16 protein-coding genes are annotated in these 18084 nt (G+C 63.2%); 2 read left to right on the top strand and 14 right to left on the bottom strand.

From position 1 onward, the window contains the following. Nucleotides 1-44: 44 nt before the first annotated feature. Nucleotides 45-590, bottom strand: a complete 546-nt coding sequence (lspA, locus tag DMP07_RS02140) for a signal peptidase II (protein ID WP_123197490.1) — start codon at nt 588-590, stop codon at nt 45-47. Between the two features lie 5 nt (nt 591-595). Continuing rightward, on the bottom strand, nt 596-3442 hold the full coding sequence (ileS, locus tag DMP07_RS02145) for an isoleucine--tRNA ligase (RefSeq protein ID WP_123197491.1): 2847 nt from the start codon (nt 3440-3442) through the stop codon (nt 596-598). Nucleotides 3443-3678: 236 nt separating this feature from the next. On the opposite strand from ileS, the gene DMP07_RS02150 reads away from it, so the two are divergent. After that, complete coding sequence (locus DMP07_RS02150) at nt 3679-4548, top strand: DegV family protein (protein ID WP_123197492.1); 870 nt, start codon at nt 3679-3681, stop codon at nt 4546-4548. A 288-nt stretch (nt 4549-4836) separates the two neighbouring features. Here DMP07_RS02150 and dut read toward each other — a convergent pair whose 3' ends face one another. The 4 genes from dut to DMP07_RS02170 all read right to left on the bottom strand — a co-directional run bounded on the left by dut (nt 4837) and on the right by DMP07_RS02170 (nt 7999). Continuing rightward, nucleotides 4837-5283: a dUTP diphosphatase gene (dut, locus tag DMP07_RS02155; protein ID WP_123197493.1), complete on the bottom strand. Its 447-nt coding sequence runs from the start codon at nt 5281-5283 to the stop codon at nt 4837-4839. Between the two features lie 126 nt (nt 5284-5409). After that, nucleotides 5410-5862: a transcriptional regulator NrdR gene (nrdR, locus tag DMP07_RS02160; RefSeq protein WP_123197494.1), complete on the bottom strand. Its 453-nt coding sequence runs from the start codon at nt 5860-5862 to the stop codon at nt 5410-5412. A 284-nt stretch (nt 5863-6146) separates the two neighbouring features. Next, complete coding sequence (locus DMP07_RS02165) at nt 6147-7430, bottom strand: dicarboxylate/amino acid:cation symporter (protein ID WP_123197495.1); 1284 nt, start codon at nt 7428-7430, stop codon at nt 6147-6149. Between the two features lie 185 nt (nt 7431-7615). Continuing rightward, on the bottom strand, nt 7616-7999 hold the full coding sequence (locus DMP07_RS02170) for a hypothetical protein (RefSeq protein WP_123197496.1): 384 nt from the start codon (nt 7997-7999) through the stop codon (nt 7616-7618). A gap of 107 nt (nt 8000-8106) precedes the next feature. Here DMP07_RS02170 and lexA point away from each other — a divergent pair, with 107 nt between their 5' ends. Next, nucleotides 8107-8784 carry a transcriptional repressor LexA gene (gene lexA / locus DMP07_RS02175; protein WP_123197497.1) on the top strand — a complete coding sequence of 226 codons (678 nt, stop codon included), beginning with the start codon at nt 8107-8109 and terminating at the stop codon, nt 8782-8784. A 98-nt stretch (nt 8785-8882) separates the two neighbouring features. Here lexA and hflX read toward each other — a convergent pair whose 3' ends face one another. The 8 genes from hflX to recA form a co-directional block, all read right to left on the bottom strand. After that, the gene (gene hflX, locus DMP07_RS02180; protein WP_123197498.1) at nt 8883-10187 is read right to left on the bottom strand and encodes a GTPase HflX; all 1305 of its coding nucleotides are present in this window, start codon (nt 10185-10187) and stop codon (nt 8883-8885) included. Between the two features lie 16 nt (nt 10188-10203). Next, on the bottom strand, nt 10204-11211 hold the full coding sequence (miaA, locus tag DMP07_RS02185; protein WP_425303981.1) for a tRNA (adenosine(37)-N6)-dimethylallyltransferase MiaA: 1008 nt from the start codon (nt 11209-11211) through the stop codon (nt 10204-10206). Continuing rightward, the gene (gene miaB, locus DMP07_RS02190; RefSeq protein ID WP_123197500.1) at nt 11207-12562 is read right to left on the bottom strand and encodes a tRNA (N6-isopentenyl adenosine(37)-C2)-methylthiotransferase MiaB; all 1356 of its coding nucleotides are present in this window, start codon (nt 12560-12562) and stop codon (nt 11207-11209) included. Before miaB ends, miaA begins: the two co-directional genes overlap by 5 nt. A 37-nt stretch (nt 12563-12599) precedes the next feature. Further along, entirely contained in the window at nt 12600-12941 is a 342-nt protein-coding gene (locus tag DMP07_RS02195; RefSeq protein ID WP_123197501.1) for a stage V sporulation protein S, read from the bottom strand. Between the two features lie 85 nt (nt 12942-13026). After that, nucleotides 13027-14106, bottom strand: coding sequence for an ATP-binding protein (locus tag DMP07_RS02200; RefSeq protein ID WP_123197502.1), 1080 nt, complete (start codon nt 14104-14106; stop codon nt 13027-13029). 130 nt (nt 14107-14236) lie between these two features. Continuing rightward, on the bottom strand, nt 14237-15778 hold the full coding sequence (gene rny, locus DMP07_RS02205; RefSeq protein ID WP_123197503.1) for a ribonuclease Y: 1542 nt from the start codon (nt 15776-15778) through the stop codon (nt 14237-14239). Nucleotides 15779-15997: 219 nt separating this feature from the next. Further along, nucleotides 15998-16528, bottom strand: coding sequence for a regulatory protein RecX (locus DMP07_RS02210; protein ID WP_161957004.1), 531 nt, complete (start codon nt 16526-16528; stop codon nt 15998-16000). A gap of 275 nt (nt 16529-16803) precedes the next feature. Then, nucleotides 16804-17829: a recombinase RecA gene (gene recA / locus DMP07_RS02215; protein ID WP_123197505.1), complete on the bottom strand. Its 1026-nt coding sequence runs from the start codon at nt 17827-17829 to the stop codon at nt 16804-16806. Nucleotides 17830-18084: the final 255 nt, after the last annotated feature.

Genomic DNA, 18084 nt, shown 5'->3' on the forward strand with positions numbered 1-18084 from the left:
CTTCGCGGAAAACGTCCATCACAGCCGCGCGGCGCGCCTGCGTCCTAAACCGCGGCGTCCCTCCCTTCCGCTTCGTCTCCGCGCATTTCGCCGCCGCTTCGCGTCGCCAGCAGATAACCCGCGACAAGCAGCACGAACCCGCAGGTCACGCCGATATCGGCGATGTTGAACACGGGAAAGTCGATGAAGGTGAGGTCGATGAAGTCGACCACGTACGCCTGGGCGAAGCGGTCGATCGCATTGCCCAGGCCGCCCGCGAAGACGAGCGAAAGCGCGCAGGTCTCGAGCATGGTGGCGGCATGGCCCGTCAGGCGCCGATAGAACACGAACGCCGCGACGATGCCCGCGCACACGACAAGCGACATGACGCCGAGCGCGAACGTGGAATCGCCGAACATGCCCCATGCCATGCCGGTATTGTGCACCAGGCGGAACCTGAACAGCCCGTACGTCGCCTCGGACGCCTGTCCGAGCGCATAGGCGCCTTCGAAATACGCCTTGGTCAGCTGGTCGATGACGAGCCAGATCGCGGCGACGCCCGCGAAGACGCCGCCGCTTCTCGCCAACGAGCTCTTCCCGTTGAGCGCCATGGACGCTATTCGCCCATGCCCTGAAGGACCGCCGCGCAGCGAGCGCACACCTCGGGATGGGAGGCGTCCGTGCCGAGCTCGCGGTAGTTCCAGCAGCGCGGGCACTTCTCGGCGGCGGTCTTGGCAACCGTCACTTCGATGTCCTCGCCCTCGCCGCGCTCGACGGCCACCTCGGCCACGATGAAGAGCTCTTCGAGGTCTTCATCGGCGGATGCGGCCAGCGCCTCGTAGGCGCGCTCGGGAGCGACGATGGTCAGCGCGGCCTCCTGGCTCTTGTTGACCGTCTTCGCGTTACGCGCGTCTTCGAGCGCCTTGGTCACGGCGTCGCGCACCTCGAGCAGCGCGTCGAAGCGGGCCATGAAGGCCTCGGCCTGCTCGCCCTGCGGCAGCGCGGGGCAGAAATCGTCGTCCGTCGGCCAGCCGGCGAGCTGGACGTTCGGAACGCGGCCTTCGCGGTTGCGCTCGGCCTCGGGATAATGCTCCCACACCTCGTCGCAGGTGAACGTGAGGATCGGGCTCATGATGCGCACCATGACCTCGAGGATGTTCATGAGCACGGTCTGGGCCGCGCGACGCGACGGAGAATCGGGGGCCTCGGCGTACAGACGGTCCTTGATGACGTCCATATACACGGCGGAAAGGTCCGTGATGACGTAATCGTAGAGCGTGCGGAACACCTGGTGGTAGCGGTACTCGTCGTAGCCGCGCTCCACCTCGTGCAGCACCTCGCGCAGACGCAGCAGCGCCCAGACGTCAATCGGCTTGAGCGCGTCGAACTCGACGCGGTCGCGCTGCCAGTCGAAGCCGTCCAGGTTGCCCAGCAGGAAGCGGAAGGTGTTACGGAAACGGCGGTAGGCGTCGGAGGTGCGCTGCAGGATGGTGTCGCCGATGGACACGTCCACGGAGTAGTCGGTGGAGGCGACCCACAGGCGCAGCACGTCGGCGCCGTACTTGTCGGTCACTTCGCGCGGATCGATGCCGTTGCCCTTGGACTTCGACATCTTCTCGCCGTTCTCGTCAACCGTGAAGCCGCAGCACATGACGCTCTTATAGGGCGATTCGCCGAATGCGCCCACGCCGCACAGAAGCGAGCTCTGGAACCAGCCGCGATGCTGGTCGGAGCCTTCGAGGTACATATCGGCAGGCCAACGCAGGCCGTCCTCTTCGGCGCGATGCTTCAGAACGCCGACGTGGGAAACGCCGGACTCCCACCACACGTCCAGGATATCCTTCTCGGGGATGACGTCGGTGCAGCCGCACTTCGGGCAGCACGTGCCCTCGGGCAGGTACTCCTTAGGCTCCTTCGTGAACCACGCGTCGGCGCCTTCGGTGTTGAACAGGTCGATGACGGCGTCGAAAGTGCCTTCGTCAGCCACGGTCTCGCCGCAGGAAGCGCACTTGAACACGGGAATGGGAACGCCCCAGCTGCGCTGGCGGGAGATGCACCAGTCGGGACGGTCTTCCACCATGGCGCCGATGCGGTTCTGACCCCACTCGGGAACCCAGTTCACGTGGTTGCGGATCTGGTCGAGGGCGCGCTCGCGCAGGCCGGTCTTTTCCATGGAGACGAACCACTGGTCGGTCGCGCGGAAGATGACGGGCTGGTGGCAGCGCCAGCAATGCGGGTAGCTATGGTTGATGTCGACGTGGGACACGAGCGTGCCGCGCTCCTTGAGCCACTCGATGATCTTCGGGTTGGCTTCGTCGGTGTCGAGGCCCGCGAACTCCTTCACGTAGTCGGTAAAGCGGCCGTCGTCGTCGACGGGCATGATGGTCTCGATGCCGAACTCCTGGCCCACCAGGTAGTCCTCGACGCCGTGGCCGGGAGCGGTATGGACCGCGCCGGTGCCGGCATCGAGCGTGACATGGTCGCCCCAGATGATGCGGCCCACGTTGCCCTCGATGATCGGGCAGGCGTAGGTGATGCCGTCGAACTGGTTGCCCTTCATGAGCACGGGCTCGCCGTTCGCCTCGACCACGCGGTAATTCTCCCAGCCTGCGGCCTGGGCGACGGTTTCCACCATCTCGTGCGCGAACAGCATGAACTTGCCGTCGGCCTCGACGAAGCAGTAGTCGATTTCGGGGCCGAAGCACACGGCGGCGTTGGCGGGAAGGGTCCACGGCGTGGTGGTCCAGATCAGCACATAGGCGTTCTCGAGCTCGACGCCGGCGTCGGCGAAGACCGCGGGCACCTCGTTGAGCTTGAAGTTCACGTAGATGGACGGCGACATCTCGTCGGCGTATTCGATTTCGGCCTCGGCCAGGGCGGTGTGGCAGTGCTTGCACCAATGGATCGGCTTGCGGCCGCGATAGACGGCGCCGTCCAGGTACATCTGCTTGAACACCTCGACGTTGGCGGACTCGAAGTTGGGCTGGAAGGTCAGATACGGCCTATCCCAATCGGCACCGACGCCCAGACGTTTGAAGCCGTCGCGCTGCACGTCGACGAAGCGCTCGGCCCACTCGCGGCAAAGCTCGCGAACCTTGGCCTGGGGCAGCTGCTTCATCTTCTCGGTGCCGAGCTTTTTCTCGACCTCGTGCTCGATCGGCTGGCCGTGACAATCCCAACCGGGGATGTAGGGGGTGTAGTAACCGCGCTGAGCATGCGATTTGACGACGAAATCCTTGAGGATCTTGTTGAACGCATGGCCGATGTGGATCGGGCCGTTCGCGTACGGAGGGCCGTCATGCAAGACGAACGGCTCGCCGTCTTTGTTCTTCTCCAAAACCCTGTGGTAGATATCCTGCTCGGCCCACTTCTCCAAGCGCTTCGGCTCATTCTCGGGCAGATTCGCGCGCATCGCGAAATCCGTCTTCGGCAGGTTCATCGAATGCTTGTAATCGTTTCCCATCGTGTACTCCGATCCTTTCGTTCGTCTTCCGCGCTGCACTCCAGCACGGTGTATTGGACAATCTTGCTTATTATAGGTAACTTCACGCCGTTATCGTTCTCATTTTCCGCAAACTCGGGCTGCATGGTTGCAAAAGGGGACGCATGCGCCGCTTCGTAACCTTGCCGCAATGCCGAAGCGCGGGCGAAAGACCTATAATTCCAGGATGGACATCGACACGATCCAAGGAGTGACCCATGGCATACCGTATCGTGACCGACTCCGCCAGCAATCTCAGCGAAGAGATGATTGACGAATTCGGTCTGGAAATCTTGCCCATGACGTTCATGGTAGACGGCGTCGAACGACGCAGTTATCTCAAGGGAGAGAAAACCGACCTCAAGCAGTTCTACACCATGATGCGCGAAGGCAAGGTCATCACCACATCCCTTCCCAACCTGCAGGAAACCGAAACCACGATGCGCGCGATCCTCGACGGGGGCGAAGACATCCTGTATCTGGGATTCTCGAGCGCGCTGTCGAGCGCTTTCGGGTCGATCGACCTGCTGATGCAGCGTCTTGCGGGCGAATATCCCGAACGCACGCTGCGCGCCGTGGAAACGTTCGCGGCGTCGGGCGGCCAGGGCATGCTCGTGTATCTGGCATGCAAGAAGGCCGCGGCGGGCGCGACGCTCAACGAGGTGGGCGATTTCGTCGTAGAAACCCGCGACCATCTGTGCCACTGGTTCACCGTCGACGACTTGATGTTCCTGTTCCGCGGCGGGCGTGTAAGCCGTACGAGCGCCTGGGCGGGAACGATGCTCAACATCAAGCCCGTCCTGCATGTAGATGCCGACGGCGCCCTCATTCCCGTGGAAAAGGTGCGCGGCCGCAAGAAGTCTATCAAGGCGCTGGTCGACCGCATGGAAAAGACCGCCATCGACCCCGCGTCGCAGACCGTCTTCATCACGCACGGCGACTGCATCGACGACGTGGAAGTGCTGAAAAGCGAAATCACCGAACACCTGGGCGTGACCGATTTCGTGGTGAACTACATCGATCCCGTGATCGGCGCCCATTCGGGCCCCGGCACGCTTGCACTGTTCTTCCTGGGAACCGAGAAATAGCCGCCCGGCGTTCGCCGAGCACATGAATGAATTCGGGGCGCGGTCCGTACTGGACCGCGCCCCGAATTTAGAAACATCGTATAGAGCGAGGCGGCCGGGGCGCCGACGAAGGCCGACTCCTGCCAGGGGTCGGCCTTTTCGTTCTCGCCCGGCGTTCGCGGATTCGATGCGACGGACCGACACTTCGAATCCGCCTTGCCGGAGGCAACAGCCCACGGGCGGCATGCGGAAAAGACATGCGTGGCCGCTTTCGGCGCGACCGCATGGCGCGCGGCGAAAACGGCAAGCCTAGGCGACGCCGCTCGAACCGAAGCCGCCTTCGCCGCGCTCGGTCTCGTCGAGCGAATCGACCACGGTCCACGACACGTTTTCGACCTTCTGGACGACGAGCTGCGCAATGCGGTCGCCGGGCTGCACCTCGAAGACGTGTTCGGTGTCGAGGTTTATCAGCGCCACTTTGAGCTCGCCGCGATAATGGCTGTCGATCAGGCCGGGCGTGTTGAGCACCGTGACGCCCTGCTTGATGGCCAGGCCGCTGCGCGGCTGCACGAAGCCCGCGTATCCTTCGGGAATGGCGATGGCCAGCCCCGTGGAAACGAGCGCACGCTCGAACGGCTTGAGCGAAACGTGCTCGATGGCGCGCAGGTCCATGCCGGCATCACCCGGGTAGGCATAGGCGGGAATGGTCACGTCGTCGGCAAGGGTCGTGATGGCGATGTTGAGCGTATCGGCCATGATGCTTCTCCTTTTCTTTCGTATGGCATGCACGCCGCGACGGCGTGCGGATTTCCGCGCAGCGAACGCGGACAGAACAAAAGAACCCGCATGAAACCATGCGGGCGACTTTTGAAAACAACGGCGTTAGTGCTCCAGGCCGCGCAACGCTTCCTGGAACTCTTCGATCGTCTGGAAGTCTTTATAGACGCTTGCGAACCTGATGTAGGCCACGTCGTCGAGACCCTTGAGATGGTTGAGCACGATATCGCCCAAGTCTTTCGACTTGATTTCGTTGCGGCCCGAATTGCGCAGCTCGGCTTCGATCTGGTCGATGATTTCGGACTTCTTGTCGTTGGGGATATTGGGGCGCTTCGCGCATGCGATGCTGATGCCGCGATAGAGCTTCTCGCGATCGAACACCTGGCTGGTTCCGTCGGATTTGATGACGATGATGGGATTGTCGCCCAGCCTTTCGTACGTGGTAAAACGATTGCCGCACTTCAGGCATTCGCGGCGGCGGCGAATGGAATTGAATTCATCGGAAGGCCGGGAATCAACGACCTTGGATTCGGGATGACCGCAAGACGGACAGCGCATCGGTTCCTCCGTTCGGCCCCTTCGGGGCATCTTTACATACGGCGCATATAATACACGCTCCGTTTCGCAATCACGCAGACGGCATAAAAAAGAGGATGCCACGCCCGAAACCATCACGAGACGCGATACGCAAACACGGCGGCGAACCGCCCTTCATGCAAACGGGCCCGGAACGAATCCTCTTCGTTCCGGGCCCGCCGTAAGAATCGATTCACGATGCAGGCTTCAACCTTCTCGGTTTCCACCGCATTCGTTCGTGCGAAATGCTGCGGTGCGAATTCCGGTTAGGCAGCGGCCTTCTCGGCCTTGCGCGCACTACGGCGCTTGTCCATGGAGTCCAGGCAGAGGCAGCAAGCGGAGTCACCCGTGATGTTGAGGGCGGTACGCATCATGTCGAGGATGCGGTCGACGCCGGCGACCAGAGCGATGCCCTCGACCGGCAGACCCACCGAGGTGAGGACCATGGCGAGCATGATCATGCCGGAACCGGGAACGCCTGCGGTGCCGATAGACGCGAGAACCGTGGTCATGACGATCATGAACTGCTGCGAAATGGTCAGATCGATACCGAACACCTGGGCGATGAAAATCGCGCAGACACCCTGGTAGATCGCGGTGCCGTCCATGTTGATGGTGGCGCCGAGCGGCAGGATGAAGCTGGTCATTTCCTTACGGGCGCCCAACTTGGAGGTGCATTCCATGTTCATGGGAAGCGTGCCCACGGAGCTGGCCGAAGAAAATGCGAACAAGAACGCCGGGGCGATGCCGCGGAAGAACTTCAGCGGGCTCATCTTCGCGAGCAGCTTGACCATGCCGGAGTACACCACCACGAGGTGCGCGCCCATGGCGAGGTAAGCAACCACGATCAGCCACAGCAGCGGCAGCAAGACATCGGGGCCGTTGGAGGCGACCACGGGAGCCATGAGGCCGAACACGCCGAAGGGGGCGAAGCAAATGATACCGTGCATGACCTTGATGCAGACCTCGTTCATGCCCTCGACGAAACGGACCACGGGCTCGGACTTCTTGCCAGCCGCGATGACGCCGAAGCCGAAAACCAAGGCAATGACGATGATCTGGAGCATGGTGGCGTCGGCCATGGGCTTGAAGAAATTGGACGGGAAGATGTTCACGATGGTATCGATGAACGAAGGGGCCTCCTTGGCCTCGTAGGACAGCTCGGACACGGGCATCGTAAAGCCGCCGCCGACATTAAGGACATTAGCGAAAACCAGGCCGATCACGACTGCGAAAGCGGTGGTGACCATATAGAACAGGACGGTCTTGCCGCCGATGGCGCCGACCTTCCTGACGTCCTGCAGCGAAATGACGCCAGTCATGATGGAAAACACGACCAAGGGCACGACGATCATCTTGATCAGGTTGAGGAAGATGGTGCCGATGGGCTTGATGTAAGTGTTCGCGATATCAGGATTGGACTGAAGCGCCAGACCGCACAGGACGCCGAGAACCAACGCGACGAGAATCCACGTGGTCAGGGACAAGCGCTTATACCATGGCTTATGCTCTTCGGCGGGCGCCTGAGATTGCGTAAGCGTATCCGTCATGATTCGTACTCCCCTCTTGGTATGCCAAGGAGCGAAATGCCCCTTCTCTATTGAACTGATAGATAGTACATGGAATTGTCACATATGCTTGCAAAAAACCGTGCAAGGGGCAAATCGGCTATCGAACGGACGGCATCCGCCGGCGGCAGGAGGCGCGGCCCGAAGACGGGAGCGGAAAGACAGCGCTACCAAGCAAGTAAGAAAAGGCAGAACGCGAACAGCGCCGCACAGCATGCCAGCGTGACCGCGAACGAGCCTTCCGAGGCGACGCCCGAAGCGGTTCCCCTTTCAAGCTCGTCGCGCATCTCCCGCAACCCCAACGCGTCGACGATGACCGCGGCATCGCCGCGCAACGGAGCCGCACAGCGGGCACAACGGCGAGAGGCTCGCTCGAGCGGCATGACGCGCGGGCCGCAATCGGCGCGCGACGCAAGGCCCTCCTGCACGACAGGACGGTTCGTTGCGCCGAAGTCGACGCGGATCAGCCGCGGTTCGCCTTGCGGCCGCAGCCGACCGATTTTCAGCGCCGCGGTGCCTTCGACGTACGGATGAGTTCCACGATTCCCCATTACGACCTCCAGACTCTTGCAACGAACTTTTGTTCGGATGTATAATAAAGCGCACAAAAGTTCGTGTCAACGTTTTTCAAACGTTTGTTCGATAAAGGGGAAAGGCCATGGCCGAAGCGGAAATCAAGAACACGAAGAAGATCACTAAGAAGCAGAAAGCGGTGCTCGACTTCATCGCCAAAACCATCGACGAAACGGGGATCGCGCCCACCGTGCGCGATATCTGCGACGGCCTCGGTCTATCGTCTCCTTCCACCGTCCACGTGCATCTGAAAACGCTCGAGGACAAAGGCCTCATCCATCGCGATCCCCTGAAGTCGCGCTGCATCACCATCGTCGGCCACGAACGTCCCGCAGCCGACGACCAGGCGAAAAACGAGCCGCCGGTCGGCGCCGGAGCATTCGCGAACGTCGTGTCGCTGCCCGTGGTGGGAAACGTCGCGGCGGGTCTGCCGATCCTCGCCGACCAGAACATCACCGAAACCATCCCCTTGCCAACCGAAATCGTCGGCGATTCAAGCTCGTTCCTGCTCAAGGTGCGCGGCGATTCCATGATCGAAATCGGCATCAACGACGGCGATTTCGTCGTGGTCCAAGAGCAGCCCACGGCCAATAACGGCGATGTCGTCGTGGCCATCGTGGAAGACGGGGCAACGGTGAAGACCTTCTACAAAGAGCACGACCATGTGCGCCTTCAGCCCGAGAATTCGTCGATGGAGCCGATCATCGTGCGCGAGAACGTCTCGATCGCCGGCAAAGTGGTCGCCGTATTCCGCCGCCTCTAGCCCCGATCTGATCGCGGCAACGAAAAAGCGCGAGGGAAAACTCCCTCGCGCTTTTTTCATGCGAAGACAGGCCGGCACGCCGCAAGCTTCGCCGAAACCTATTCGGGCTTGGCCGCGTACGGCTCGAACAGCGCCTTCATCTCGGCAGGAACGCGCACCGACATGATCGTTCCGCGCTCGTCGTACGATTCGGCGAGCACCGTGCACCTGCTATGCGCGACCGAGGTCAAATCGCCGCGCGAAAACGGCACGACCACTTCCATCAGCGTTTCGCTGGCCGTGGCGGCGCGGGCGATCGCGTCGATCAATTCGTCGACGCCCTCCCCCGTCTCGGCCGAAACGAACACCGCGCCGGGAAAACGCGACGCCAGTGCAAGGCGTGCCGAAGCATCTACCAGGTCGATCTTGTTGAACACGAGGATGCGCGCGATGCCGTGCGCACCGATCTGCTCAAGCGTGTCTTCCACGGCGCGCATCTGCTTATCGTATTCGGGCGACGAGGCGTCCACGACATGAAGCACCAAGTCGGCGCCGCGAATTTCATCGAGCGTGCTCTTGAACGCCTCGACGAGCGTCGTGGGGAGCTTCTGGATGAAGCCGACCGTGTCGGTCAGCGTGGCCTCGCGGCCCTCGGGCAGCACGAGCTTGCGCGTCGTGGAGTCGAGCGTGGCGAACAGTTTGTCGTAGCTGAGCACCTCGGCATCGGCGAGCCTGTTCAAAAGGCTCGACTTGCCCGCGTTGGTATAGCCCGCCTCGGCCACCTTGAACACGCCCGACGCATAGCGCGCCGAACGCTGCGTCTGGCGCATGCGCGAAACCTGCTCGAGCTCACGGCGGATCGACGTGATGCGCTTGCGCACCATGCGGCGGTCCACCTCGAGCTGGCTTTCGCCTTCGCCGAAGCGCGATCCCACGCCGCCGCCCATGCGGTTGCTGGCCAGATGGGCCCACATGCCGCGCAGGCGCGGAAGCAGATATTGGTTCTGCGCAAGCCTGACCTGCAGACGGCCTTCCTTCGTGGTGGCATGCAACGCGAAGATATCGAGGATGAGCGCCGTGCGGTCGATCACCTTCACCTCTTTCGGCATGGCCTTCTCGAGATTGCTCTGCTGCGAAGGCGAGAGCTCTTCGTCGAAGATCACCACGTCGGCGGCGAGGCTGCGGCACATTCCGGCGATTTCTTCGGCCTTGCCCGATCCGATGAACGTGCGCGGGTTGGGCGCGTCGAGCTTCTGCGTGGCCGTGGCCACGACGGTCGCGCCCGCTGTATCGGTCAGGCGCGCCAGCTCGGCAAGCGACGATTCGGAATCGTCGAGCGAAGCGTCCTTGTATTCGATGCCCACTAGAATGGCGCGCTCGGCGTCTTCGGTGAAGCTTGTCTGGGACATTTCGGCGAACGACATAGGCGTTTCCCTTCCGTCATCGGACCGACGAAGCGCTCGCGCGCGCCGCGTCCAGCGAAGCGACGATTTCGTCGGCCATACGCGCCACATCGGCGTCGTCGGCATCGATCCAGCGGACGCGCTCGTCTTTGCGCCACCAGGTGCGCTGACGCTTCGCATACCGGCGCGTGGCCGTTTTGATCTGCTCGACCCCCTCGTCAAGCGTGCATTCGCCGCGCAGCGCGGCCACGATTTCCTTGTATCCGATAGCCTCGCGCGCCGTCAACGCGCCTTCGAACCCATGGGCGGCAAGCGAGCGCACTTCGTCGAGCAAGCCCCGCTCGACCATGGAATCGACCCTGCGCTCGATGCGCTCGTTCAATACGGCCGGGTCGACGGACAGGCCGAAGAAAACGGCCGGCACCGACTGCGCCATATGCGAGAAGCCTTCGTGCTGACGGGCGTAGGTGGTATTTTCCAACTCGATCATCTCGAACGCGCGGATGACGCGGCGCGTGTTGTTGGGGTGGATCAACGCCGCGCTTTCGGGGTCGCGACGCTCGAGCATGCTCCATAGCTCCTGCGCACCCTGCCCTTCGAGCACGCGCGCATAATAGTCGCGCACGGGATTTCCGGTCTGTTCTCCGCGCGGGAAGCGATAGTCGTCGATCGCCGCGCGCACGTAAAGCCCCGTACCGCCCGCCAACACGCTGCGACGCCCTTCGGCATCGAGCGATCGGAAGCACGAACGAGCGTAATCCTGGAACAGCGCCGCCGAATACGGCTCGCCCGGCTCGCAGATATCGAGTCCGAAATGCTCGACGCGGCGCTGGTCGGGCGCGATCTTGCCCGTGCCGATATCCATGCCGCGATAGATCTGCATCGAATCGGCCGAAATGACCGCGCCGCCGATGCGAGCGGCCACTTCCTGGGCCACATCGGTCTTGCCCGAGGCCGTAGGCCCCACCACGCAGACCACCGGATGCGCCAAGGCCAGCTCGAATTCGGACGCTGCAGGCGCCTGGGCCTGCCCGGCGCCGCTAATCACCGACGACCGTTCCCGACAGATACCAGGCGCGCGCCTGGTCGATGCGAACCATGACCGTGGTGCCCGCGAGGCTTGCGGCATCGAGACCCTCGGGCACGGGTGCATGCACCGTGACGTTGTGCGGGCTGTGGCCGGCGAGCACGCGATCGTCGCGCTTGGACGCGCCTTCCACGAGCACCGGCAGCGTGCGGCCGACGAATCGGCGGTTCTGTTCGAGCGCGTTTTCCTGGACCAGGTCGACCAAAGAATCGAAGCGGCGCTGGATGACCTCGCGCGGCGTGTCGTCGGTCATCGACGCGGCGGGCGTGCCTTCGCGCGGCGAATAGATGAACGTGAACACCTGCGAATAGCCGACGCGTTTGACCAGGTCGTAGGTGGCCTGGAAGTCCTCTTCGGTTTCGCCCGGAAAGCCCACGATGATATCGGTCGAAAGCGAGACGTCGGGATTGGCCTCGCGCACGGCGTCCACCAAGGCGAGATAGCGCTCGGCGGTGTAGCGGCGGTTCATGGCCTTGAGGATGCGGTCGCTTCCCGACTGCACGGGAAGATGCAGCGAAGGCATAAGGTTGTCGAGCTCGGCGTACAGGCCGATGACCTCATCGGTCAAATCCTTCGGATGAGACGTCGCGAAGCGCAGGCGCTCGACGCCCGACTCGGAAACGGCACGCAAAACGTCGGCGAAGCGGGGCTCGCCGTACAGGTCGCGGCCGTAGGAGTTGACGTTTTGGCCGAGCAGCGTGATTTCCTTCACGCCGTCCGCGACGAGCGCGCGGGCGTCGGCGGCGATATCTTCGAGGGTGCGCGAACGCTCGCGGCCGCGCACGTAGGGCACGATGCAGTACGTACAGAAGTTATTGCAGCCAACCGTGATGGGAAGCCATGCCGACCAGGCGCGATCGCGCTTGGAGGGCAGGTCGGTCGAAAACGAGTCGGACTTCTCGAGCACCTCGACATGATGGCCGCCCTCGGCCATAGCGGCCTCGAGCAGGTACGGAAGGCGCTCGACATTCTGCGTGCCGAACACCACGTCGACATGGGCGAGCTTGCCAGGAAGGGCGTCGCCGTCGCGCTGGCCGATGCAGCCTCCGATACAGACCATGCGCTTGCTCAGGGTGCTCCCCTCGGGCAGCGGGATGTTCTTGATCGAAGCGACCTGGCCCATGAGGCGCACGTCGGCGGCCTCGCGGATGCAGCAGGTCACGAAAACGGCGATTTCGGCCTCTTCGACCGTCTCGACCTGAATCGCGCCGTGCGACTCGAGCATGCCGGCGATGCGCTCGGAATCGTGCTCGTTCATCTGGCAACCGTATGTGTAAAGGCAGAACGTCTTCTGAGGCAGATTGGGCATAAATGACTCCTTTTCGCGGGATGCGGGCCCGCGCTCTTTAAGACAGGGGTTCGAGCGTTTCGCGATGCGAAGGAGCGGCGCCCCGAGGGCCGCGCGGCTCCACGCTGAAGCGGATCGCGGTGCGGTATTCGCCATCGATCACGATATCGGCGAATGAAGGAATGCAGACGATTTCGATACCGACGGGAGAAAGAAACCCCCGGGAGATGGCGATGGCCTTGACGGCCTGGTTGACGGCCCCCGCGCCCACGGACTGGATTTCAACGCACGACCCGTCTTTGATCATGCCGGCGATGGCGCCCGCGACGGATGCGGCCGACGATTTCGATGAGACTTTCAGACAGTCCGATGCGGGCTTCTGGTCGGTATCTTGAGGCATGTGTTTCCTTTATACGATGTTTGAACTGCGTTGTAAGCCTGGACGGCATGCCTTGCGGCCGTTCCGACCGCGAATCGCCATTGTACTACAGCTGTTTAGAGGCGGGAAACGCGACCCTCACCTCATCGCGCGAAACCTTCACGACGGGCTCGACGTCGGGATCGAGATAGTAGGCAGCGGCCAGGTCGCGCCAGGCGCGCTTGAGCGCGGCGGCGAAGTCGTCGAGGTCGTCGGGCGCGATCGAAAGGCCGCGCATGTCGCGCGGGGCGTCGCGGCGGTCGGCCGGCGCATCGTCGCGCGCACAGCGTTCGCGCAGGATTCCCAGAAGCGGCGCGAGGGGACTGACCTCGCCTTGCAGAATCCGATACGCGCTTCGCTGCGACACGTCGAGGCCGATTCCCTGCGCGCATTGCGAGAAGGCGGCCGCATCCGAGCAGAGCGCAAGCCGCTTCGCAGGCGCCGCGTCTTCGGGCGCGATGCCCGCTTCGGCCGCATCCCTCGCGAAACGACGGCCGTAGGCCGCAAGCGTCGCGGCTATTTCGACGGGGCTGCCGAAGTACAGCGTGCAGGCCGAACGGCACGACAGGGCGAATTCGGCCGCCGCGCGCGCGATGTTACGCGGACCCGTGCCGAGCCGCCATCCGAGCCGCACGCTGCCCGAAAGCTCGGGCAGCGTGCTCTGGTCTTTGCGCTCGGAGATATCGCCGATGCGAAACGACGCGCGAAACGCGCTGCCCTCGCCCGGGACCGACGCGACCACGCGCGCCTCGAGCGCGTTTTCCCTGATCGAATACAGCGCCATACCGCGGCCATGGACGCCCCAGTCGTCTTCGGAAAACGTATCGAGCTTCGAAGTGACGCGTGACTCGAAGATGCGCTCGCTCATATCCCTCGGCACGCCGTCGCCGTCGTCGACCATCGCGATCGTACGCACGTCGGCGTTGCGGGCCGTTGCCAGGAAGACGGTGCGGGCGTGGGCGTCGCGCGCGTTGCGCAGCATCTCGATCACCGCGTCCTCGACGCAGCGGATATCTTGCTTCGCCTGACGCTTCTGGGCCTCGGAAACGCGCAGGCGCACGAATCCGTTGCCCCAATCGTCTTCGACGCGCAGAAGCGATCCGTCCGACGCCTCGTCGATGAACGATGCCAGGCTGCGGCCTTCCATGCGGCCCTCCTTCCGATGCCGCATGCGGCGGCATGAAAACGAAGAGGGCGCATGCTGCCGTGCCGCGTGCGCCCGTCGGATACGAAAGGCGCGCCCGTTCGAAACACGGGCGCGCCTGGTTCATTCGATGCTATTTCGCGTAATCGACCGCGCGGCTTTCGCGGATGACCACGACCTTGACCTGACCGGGGTACTGCATCTCGTCCTCGATCTGCTTGGCGATATCGTGCGCCAGCACGACGGCTGCGGCCTCGTCGACCTGGTCGGGAACGACCATGACGCGGATCTCGCGGCCGGCCTGCATGGCGTAGGTGCGCTCGACGCCCTTGTGGGCATTGGCGATCTCTTCGAACTTCTCGAGACGCTTCACGTAGCTTTCGAGGCTTTCCTTGCGGGCGCCGGGACGGGCGGCGGAAACGGCGTCGGCGGCCTGAACCAGCACGTCGAGCACGCTGTTGGGCTCGACATCGGCATGATGGGCCTCGATGGCATGGACGATTTCGGGCTTCTCGCCGAAACGACGGGCCAGATCGGCGCCGATCACGGCGTGGGGGCCTTCGATTTCGTGGTCGATGGCCTTGCCCAGGTCGTGCAGAAGGCCTGCGCGCTTCGCGGGAACCGGGTCGAGGCCGAGCTCGGCGGCCATGACGCCGCAGAGATAGGCGACCTCGAGGGAGTGGTTCAGCACGTTCTGGCCGAACGAGGTGCGGAAGCGCAGACGGCCGAGGGTGCGGACGAGCTCGGGGTGCAGGTCGTGAATGCCCACGTCGAAGGTGGCCTGCTCGCCTGCGTCCTGGACCTGCTGGTTGACCTGCTTTTCAGCCTTGGCGTACATCTCCTCGATACGAGCGGGATGGATACGGCCGTCGGCGATGAGGTTTTCCATGGTCACGCGGCCGACCTCGCGACGAACGGGGTCGAAGCACGAGATGGTGACGCACTCGGGCGTGTCGTCGATGAGCAGGTTCACGCCGGTGAGCTGCTCGAAGGAGCGGATGTTGCGGCCCTCGCGGCCGATGATGCGGCCCTTGAGGTCGTCGGAGGGAATATGGATGGTCTTGACCGTGGTCTCGGCGGAATGGTCGGCGGCGACGCGCTGGATGGCCAGACTCAAGATCTCGCGCGATTTCTTATCGGCCTCGAGCTTGGTGCGCTGCTCGGCCTCGCGGATGATCGCGGCGCTTTCATGCGTGACCTCGTCGCGCAGGCTGTCGAGCAGCTCCTGCTTGGCTTCGTCGGGAGTCATGCCGGCGACGCGCTCGAGGCGCACGTTGACCTCCTGCATGGCGTTTTTCAGATCGCGCTCGCGGCGCTCGACCTGGCCCTGCATGGAGGAGAGCTGGTGCTCGCGGGCATCGAGGCTTTCGACGCGGCGATCGAGGCTCTCTTCGCGCTGGTTGATGCGGTTTTCGGCATTGCGCACCTCGCGCATGCGCTCCTTGTTCTCGGCCTGGGCCTCCTGCTTCATCTTGAAGACTTCGTCCTTGGCTTCGACCACCGCTTCGCGGCGCAGGGTTTCGGCCTGGCGCTTGGCGGAGGCGACGAGCTGCTCGGCCTCTTCGGCGGCCTTCTTGCTCGAGGCGTTGACGAGATAGCGGGAGATAACGAAACCGACAGCGACGCCGAGGATGGCGACGATGACTACGGCGATAAGCCATGGCAATTCGGGCATCGGCTTCCCCTTTCTTAGATTCGATTCAGACAAAATGATGTATCGGTGTACCGGAAATAAAAAAGCCGGGCATAAACACCTGGCATGAGCGAAGCGCATGGAACGATAAAGGCATGCATATGCGATTGTTTTTATCGAAAAGCATCGAACATTCGATGCGAATACACTCAAGCTCTCCCCATAATACACCGACACCGCGAGAAAACCCTCCGCGTTTCGTCAAAAAACCCTATCGTTCGCCTGTGTATAGCGGCGCGCAGCCGCGAACACCGCATCGCTGGAAAACCCGCGCGAAGCGAGCTTGCGGCACGCCGACGCGTAGACGTTTTTCGACCGCGGGGGCTTTTTGCACAGCAGCTCGAATGCGCGCTCTTCTTCCGAAAGCCCGTCGGAGGGAAAGTATTCGTCGGGCCAGCCGGGAATGTCGTACACGGCGATGCCGTCGGCGACCAGTTCGTTTTCGATGCCCGCCCTGCCCTTGCCCTGCGAAAGGCGCGAACGCACGAGCGTTTCCGCGTACCGGATGTCATCGACGAGGCCGCATGCCGTCGCGCGATCGATCGCCGCATGGATATCGTCATCGGAGAAACCGTCGCGGGCAAGGCGGTCGGCGAGCTCGCGCACGCAGCGGTCGCGGGCAGCCGAGAGTCTGACGATCTTCGAAAACGCCTTTTCCTGATCGTCGGAGACGCATGCCGCGATGGGCTCGCGCACGAGTTTCGAGAGGAATTCGTCGTCGATGACCGGCATGGCTTCTCCTATCGGACGCAGGTTTCCAAGAGCAGGTTTCGGATGCGCGAGGGGCGGGGTTCGCATCGCGGCGACGGCCCCGCCCCTCGTTCGAACGCTGCGACTTTCGCGCCGCACGGAAGCGCGGCGCTGTACGCAGCCTCGCGATATCGCGACACGCAGACTCCGCATGCACGCCTTGCGGCATCGCCATGCAACGCCGTCGCACGATGCAGCCGCACGGCGCGGGCGCGAGATGCGGCCGCGAGGCGGCGGGCGAAAAGGAATCCCCTCTTCTATTCGGCCTCGGCCTGATCGCCGCGCGCACTCGGGATGCCGAAGAATTCGCGGACCTTCCCCTCGATTTCGTCGCGCAGGTCGGGGTTGGTGCGCAGCATTTCCTTGGCCGCTTCCCTGCCCTGGCCGAGACGTTGCTCGCCGCAGGTGTACCAAGCGCCGCTCTTCTTCACGACGCCCGCCTCGACGCCCATGTCGACGATGCAGCCCTCGCGCGAGATGCCCGTGCCGTACATGAGATCGAATTCGGCCTGACGAAACGGCGGGGCCACCTTGTTCTTCACGACCTTCGCGCGCACGCGGTTGCCGATGGGTTCGTTGCTCTTATTCTTCAGGGTTTCGATGCGGCGGATGTCGATACGCACGCTCGAGAAGAACTTCAAGGCGCGGCCGCCCGTTGTGGTTTCGGGATTGCCGAACATCACGCCGATCTTCTCGCGCAGCTGGTTGATGAAAATGCACGTGGTGTTGGACTTGGAAAGCGAGCCCGCCAGCTTGCGCAGCGCCTGGGACATGAGGCGCGCCTGGAGGCCCACGCTGCTATCGCCGATTTCTCCCTCGATCTCGGCGCGCGGGACCAGCGCGGCCACCGAGTCGATGACGATGGCGTCGATCGCGTTGGAGCGCACCAGCATGTCGCAGATTTCAAGCGCCTGTTCGCCGGTGTCGGGCTGAGAGATCAGGACTTCGTCGATATCGACGCCGAGACGGGCCGCGTACGTGGGATCGAGCGCATGCTCTGCGTCGATGAACGCCACCACGCCGCCGAGCGCCTGCGCTTCGGCAAGGATCTGCAGCGCGAGCGTGGTCTTGCCGCTCGATTCGGGGCCGTAGATTTCCACGATCCTGCCACGCGGCACGCCGCCGATGCCGAGCGCCGCGTCGAGCGGGAGCGCTCCCGTGGGAATGACGCCGACCTCGAGGTCGCATCCGTCCTCGCCGAGCTTCATGATCGAACCCTTGCCGAATTTACGCTCGATCTGCTCGGTGGCGAGCTTCAGCGTTTGTTCTTTGTCCTGATTCATCCCTGCTCCTTGATATCGACCGTGCAGCCGCGAAACGGCAGCCGCATTATTATTGCGAACAGATGTTCTCATGTCAATCGCCTGCGAAGAAATGCTTCGCGAAGCGAGCGCATCCCCATGAAACCACAACGCCCTTGCCCGCATGACAGCGCGGGCCGGCGGGCGTAAGACGCGCATCCGGGCGTCGGCCGGCCCGCATCCGGCGCGAAACCGGCCCAGCCGCCGCAGGCGCGGCGTGCACCCTTCCGACGAAAA

Origin of the sequence: Slackia faecicanis (assembly GCF_003725295.1) — a bacterium.
GTDB lineage: Bacteria > Actinomycetota > Coriobacteriia > Coriobacteriales > Eggerthellaceae > Slackia > Slackia faecicanis.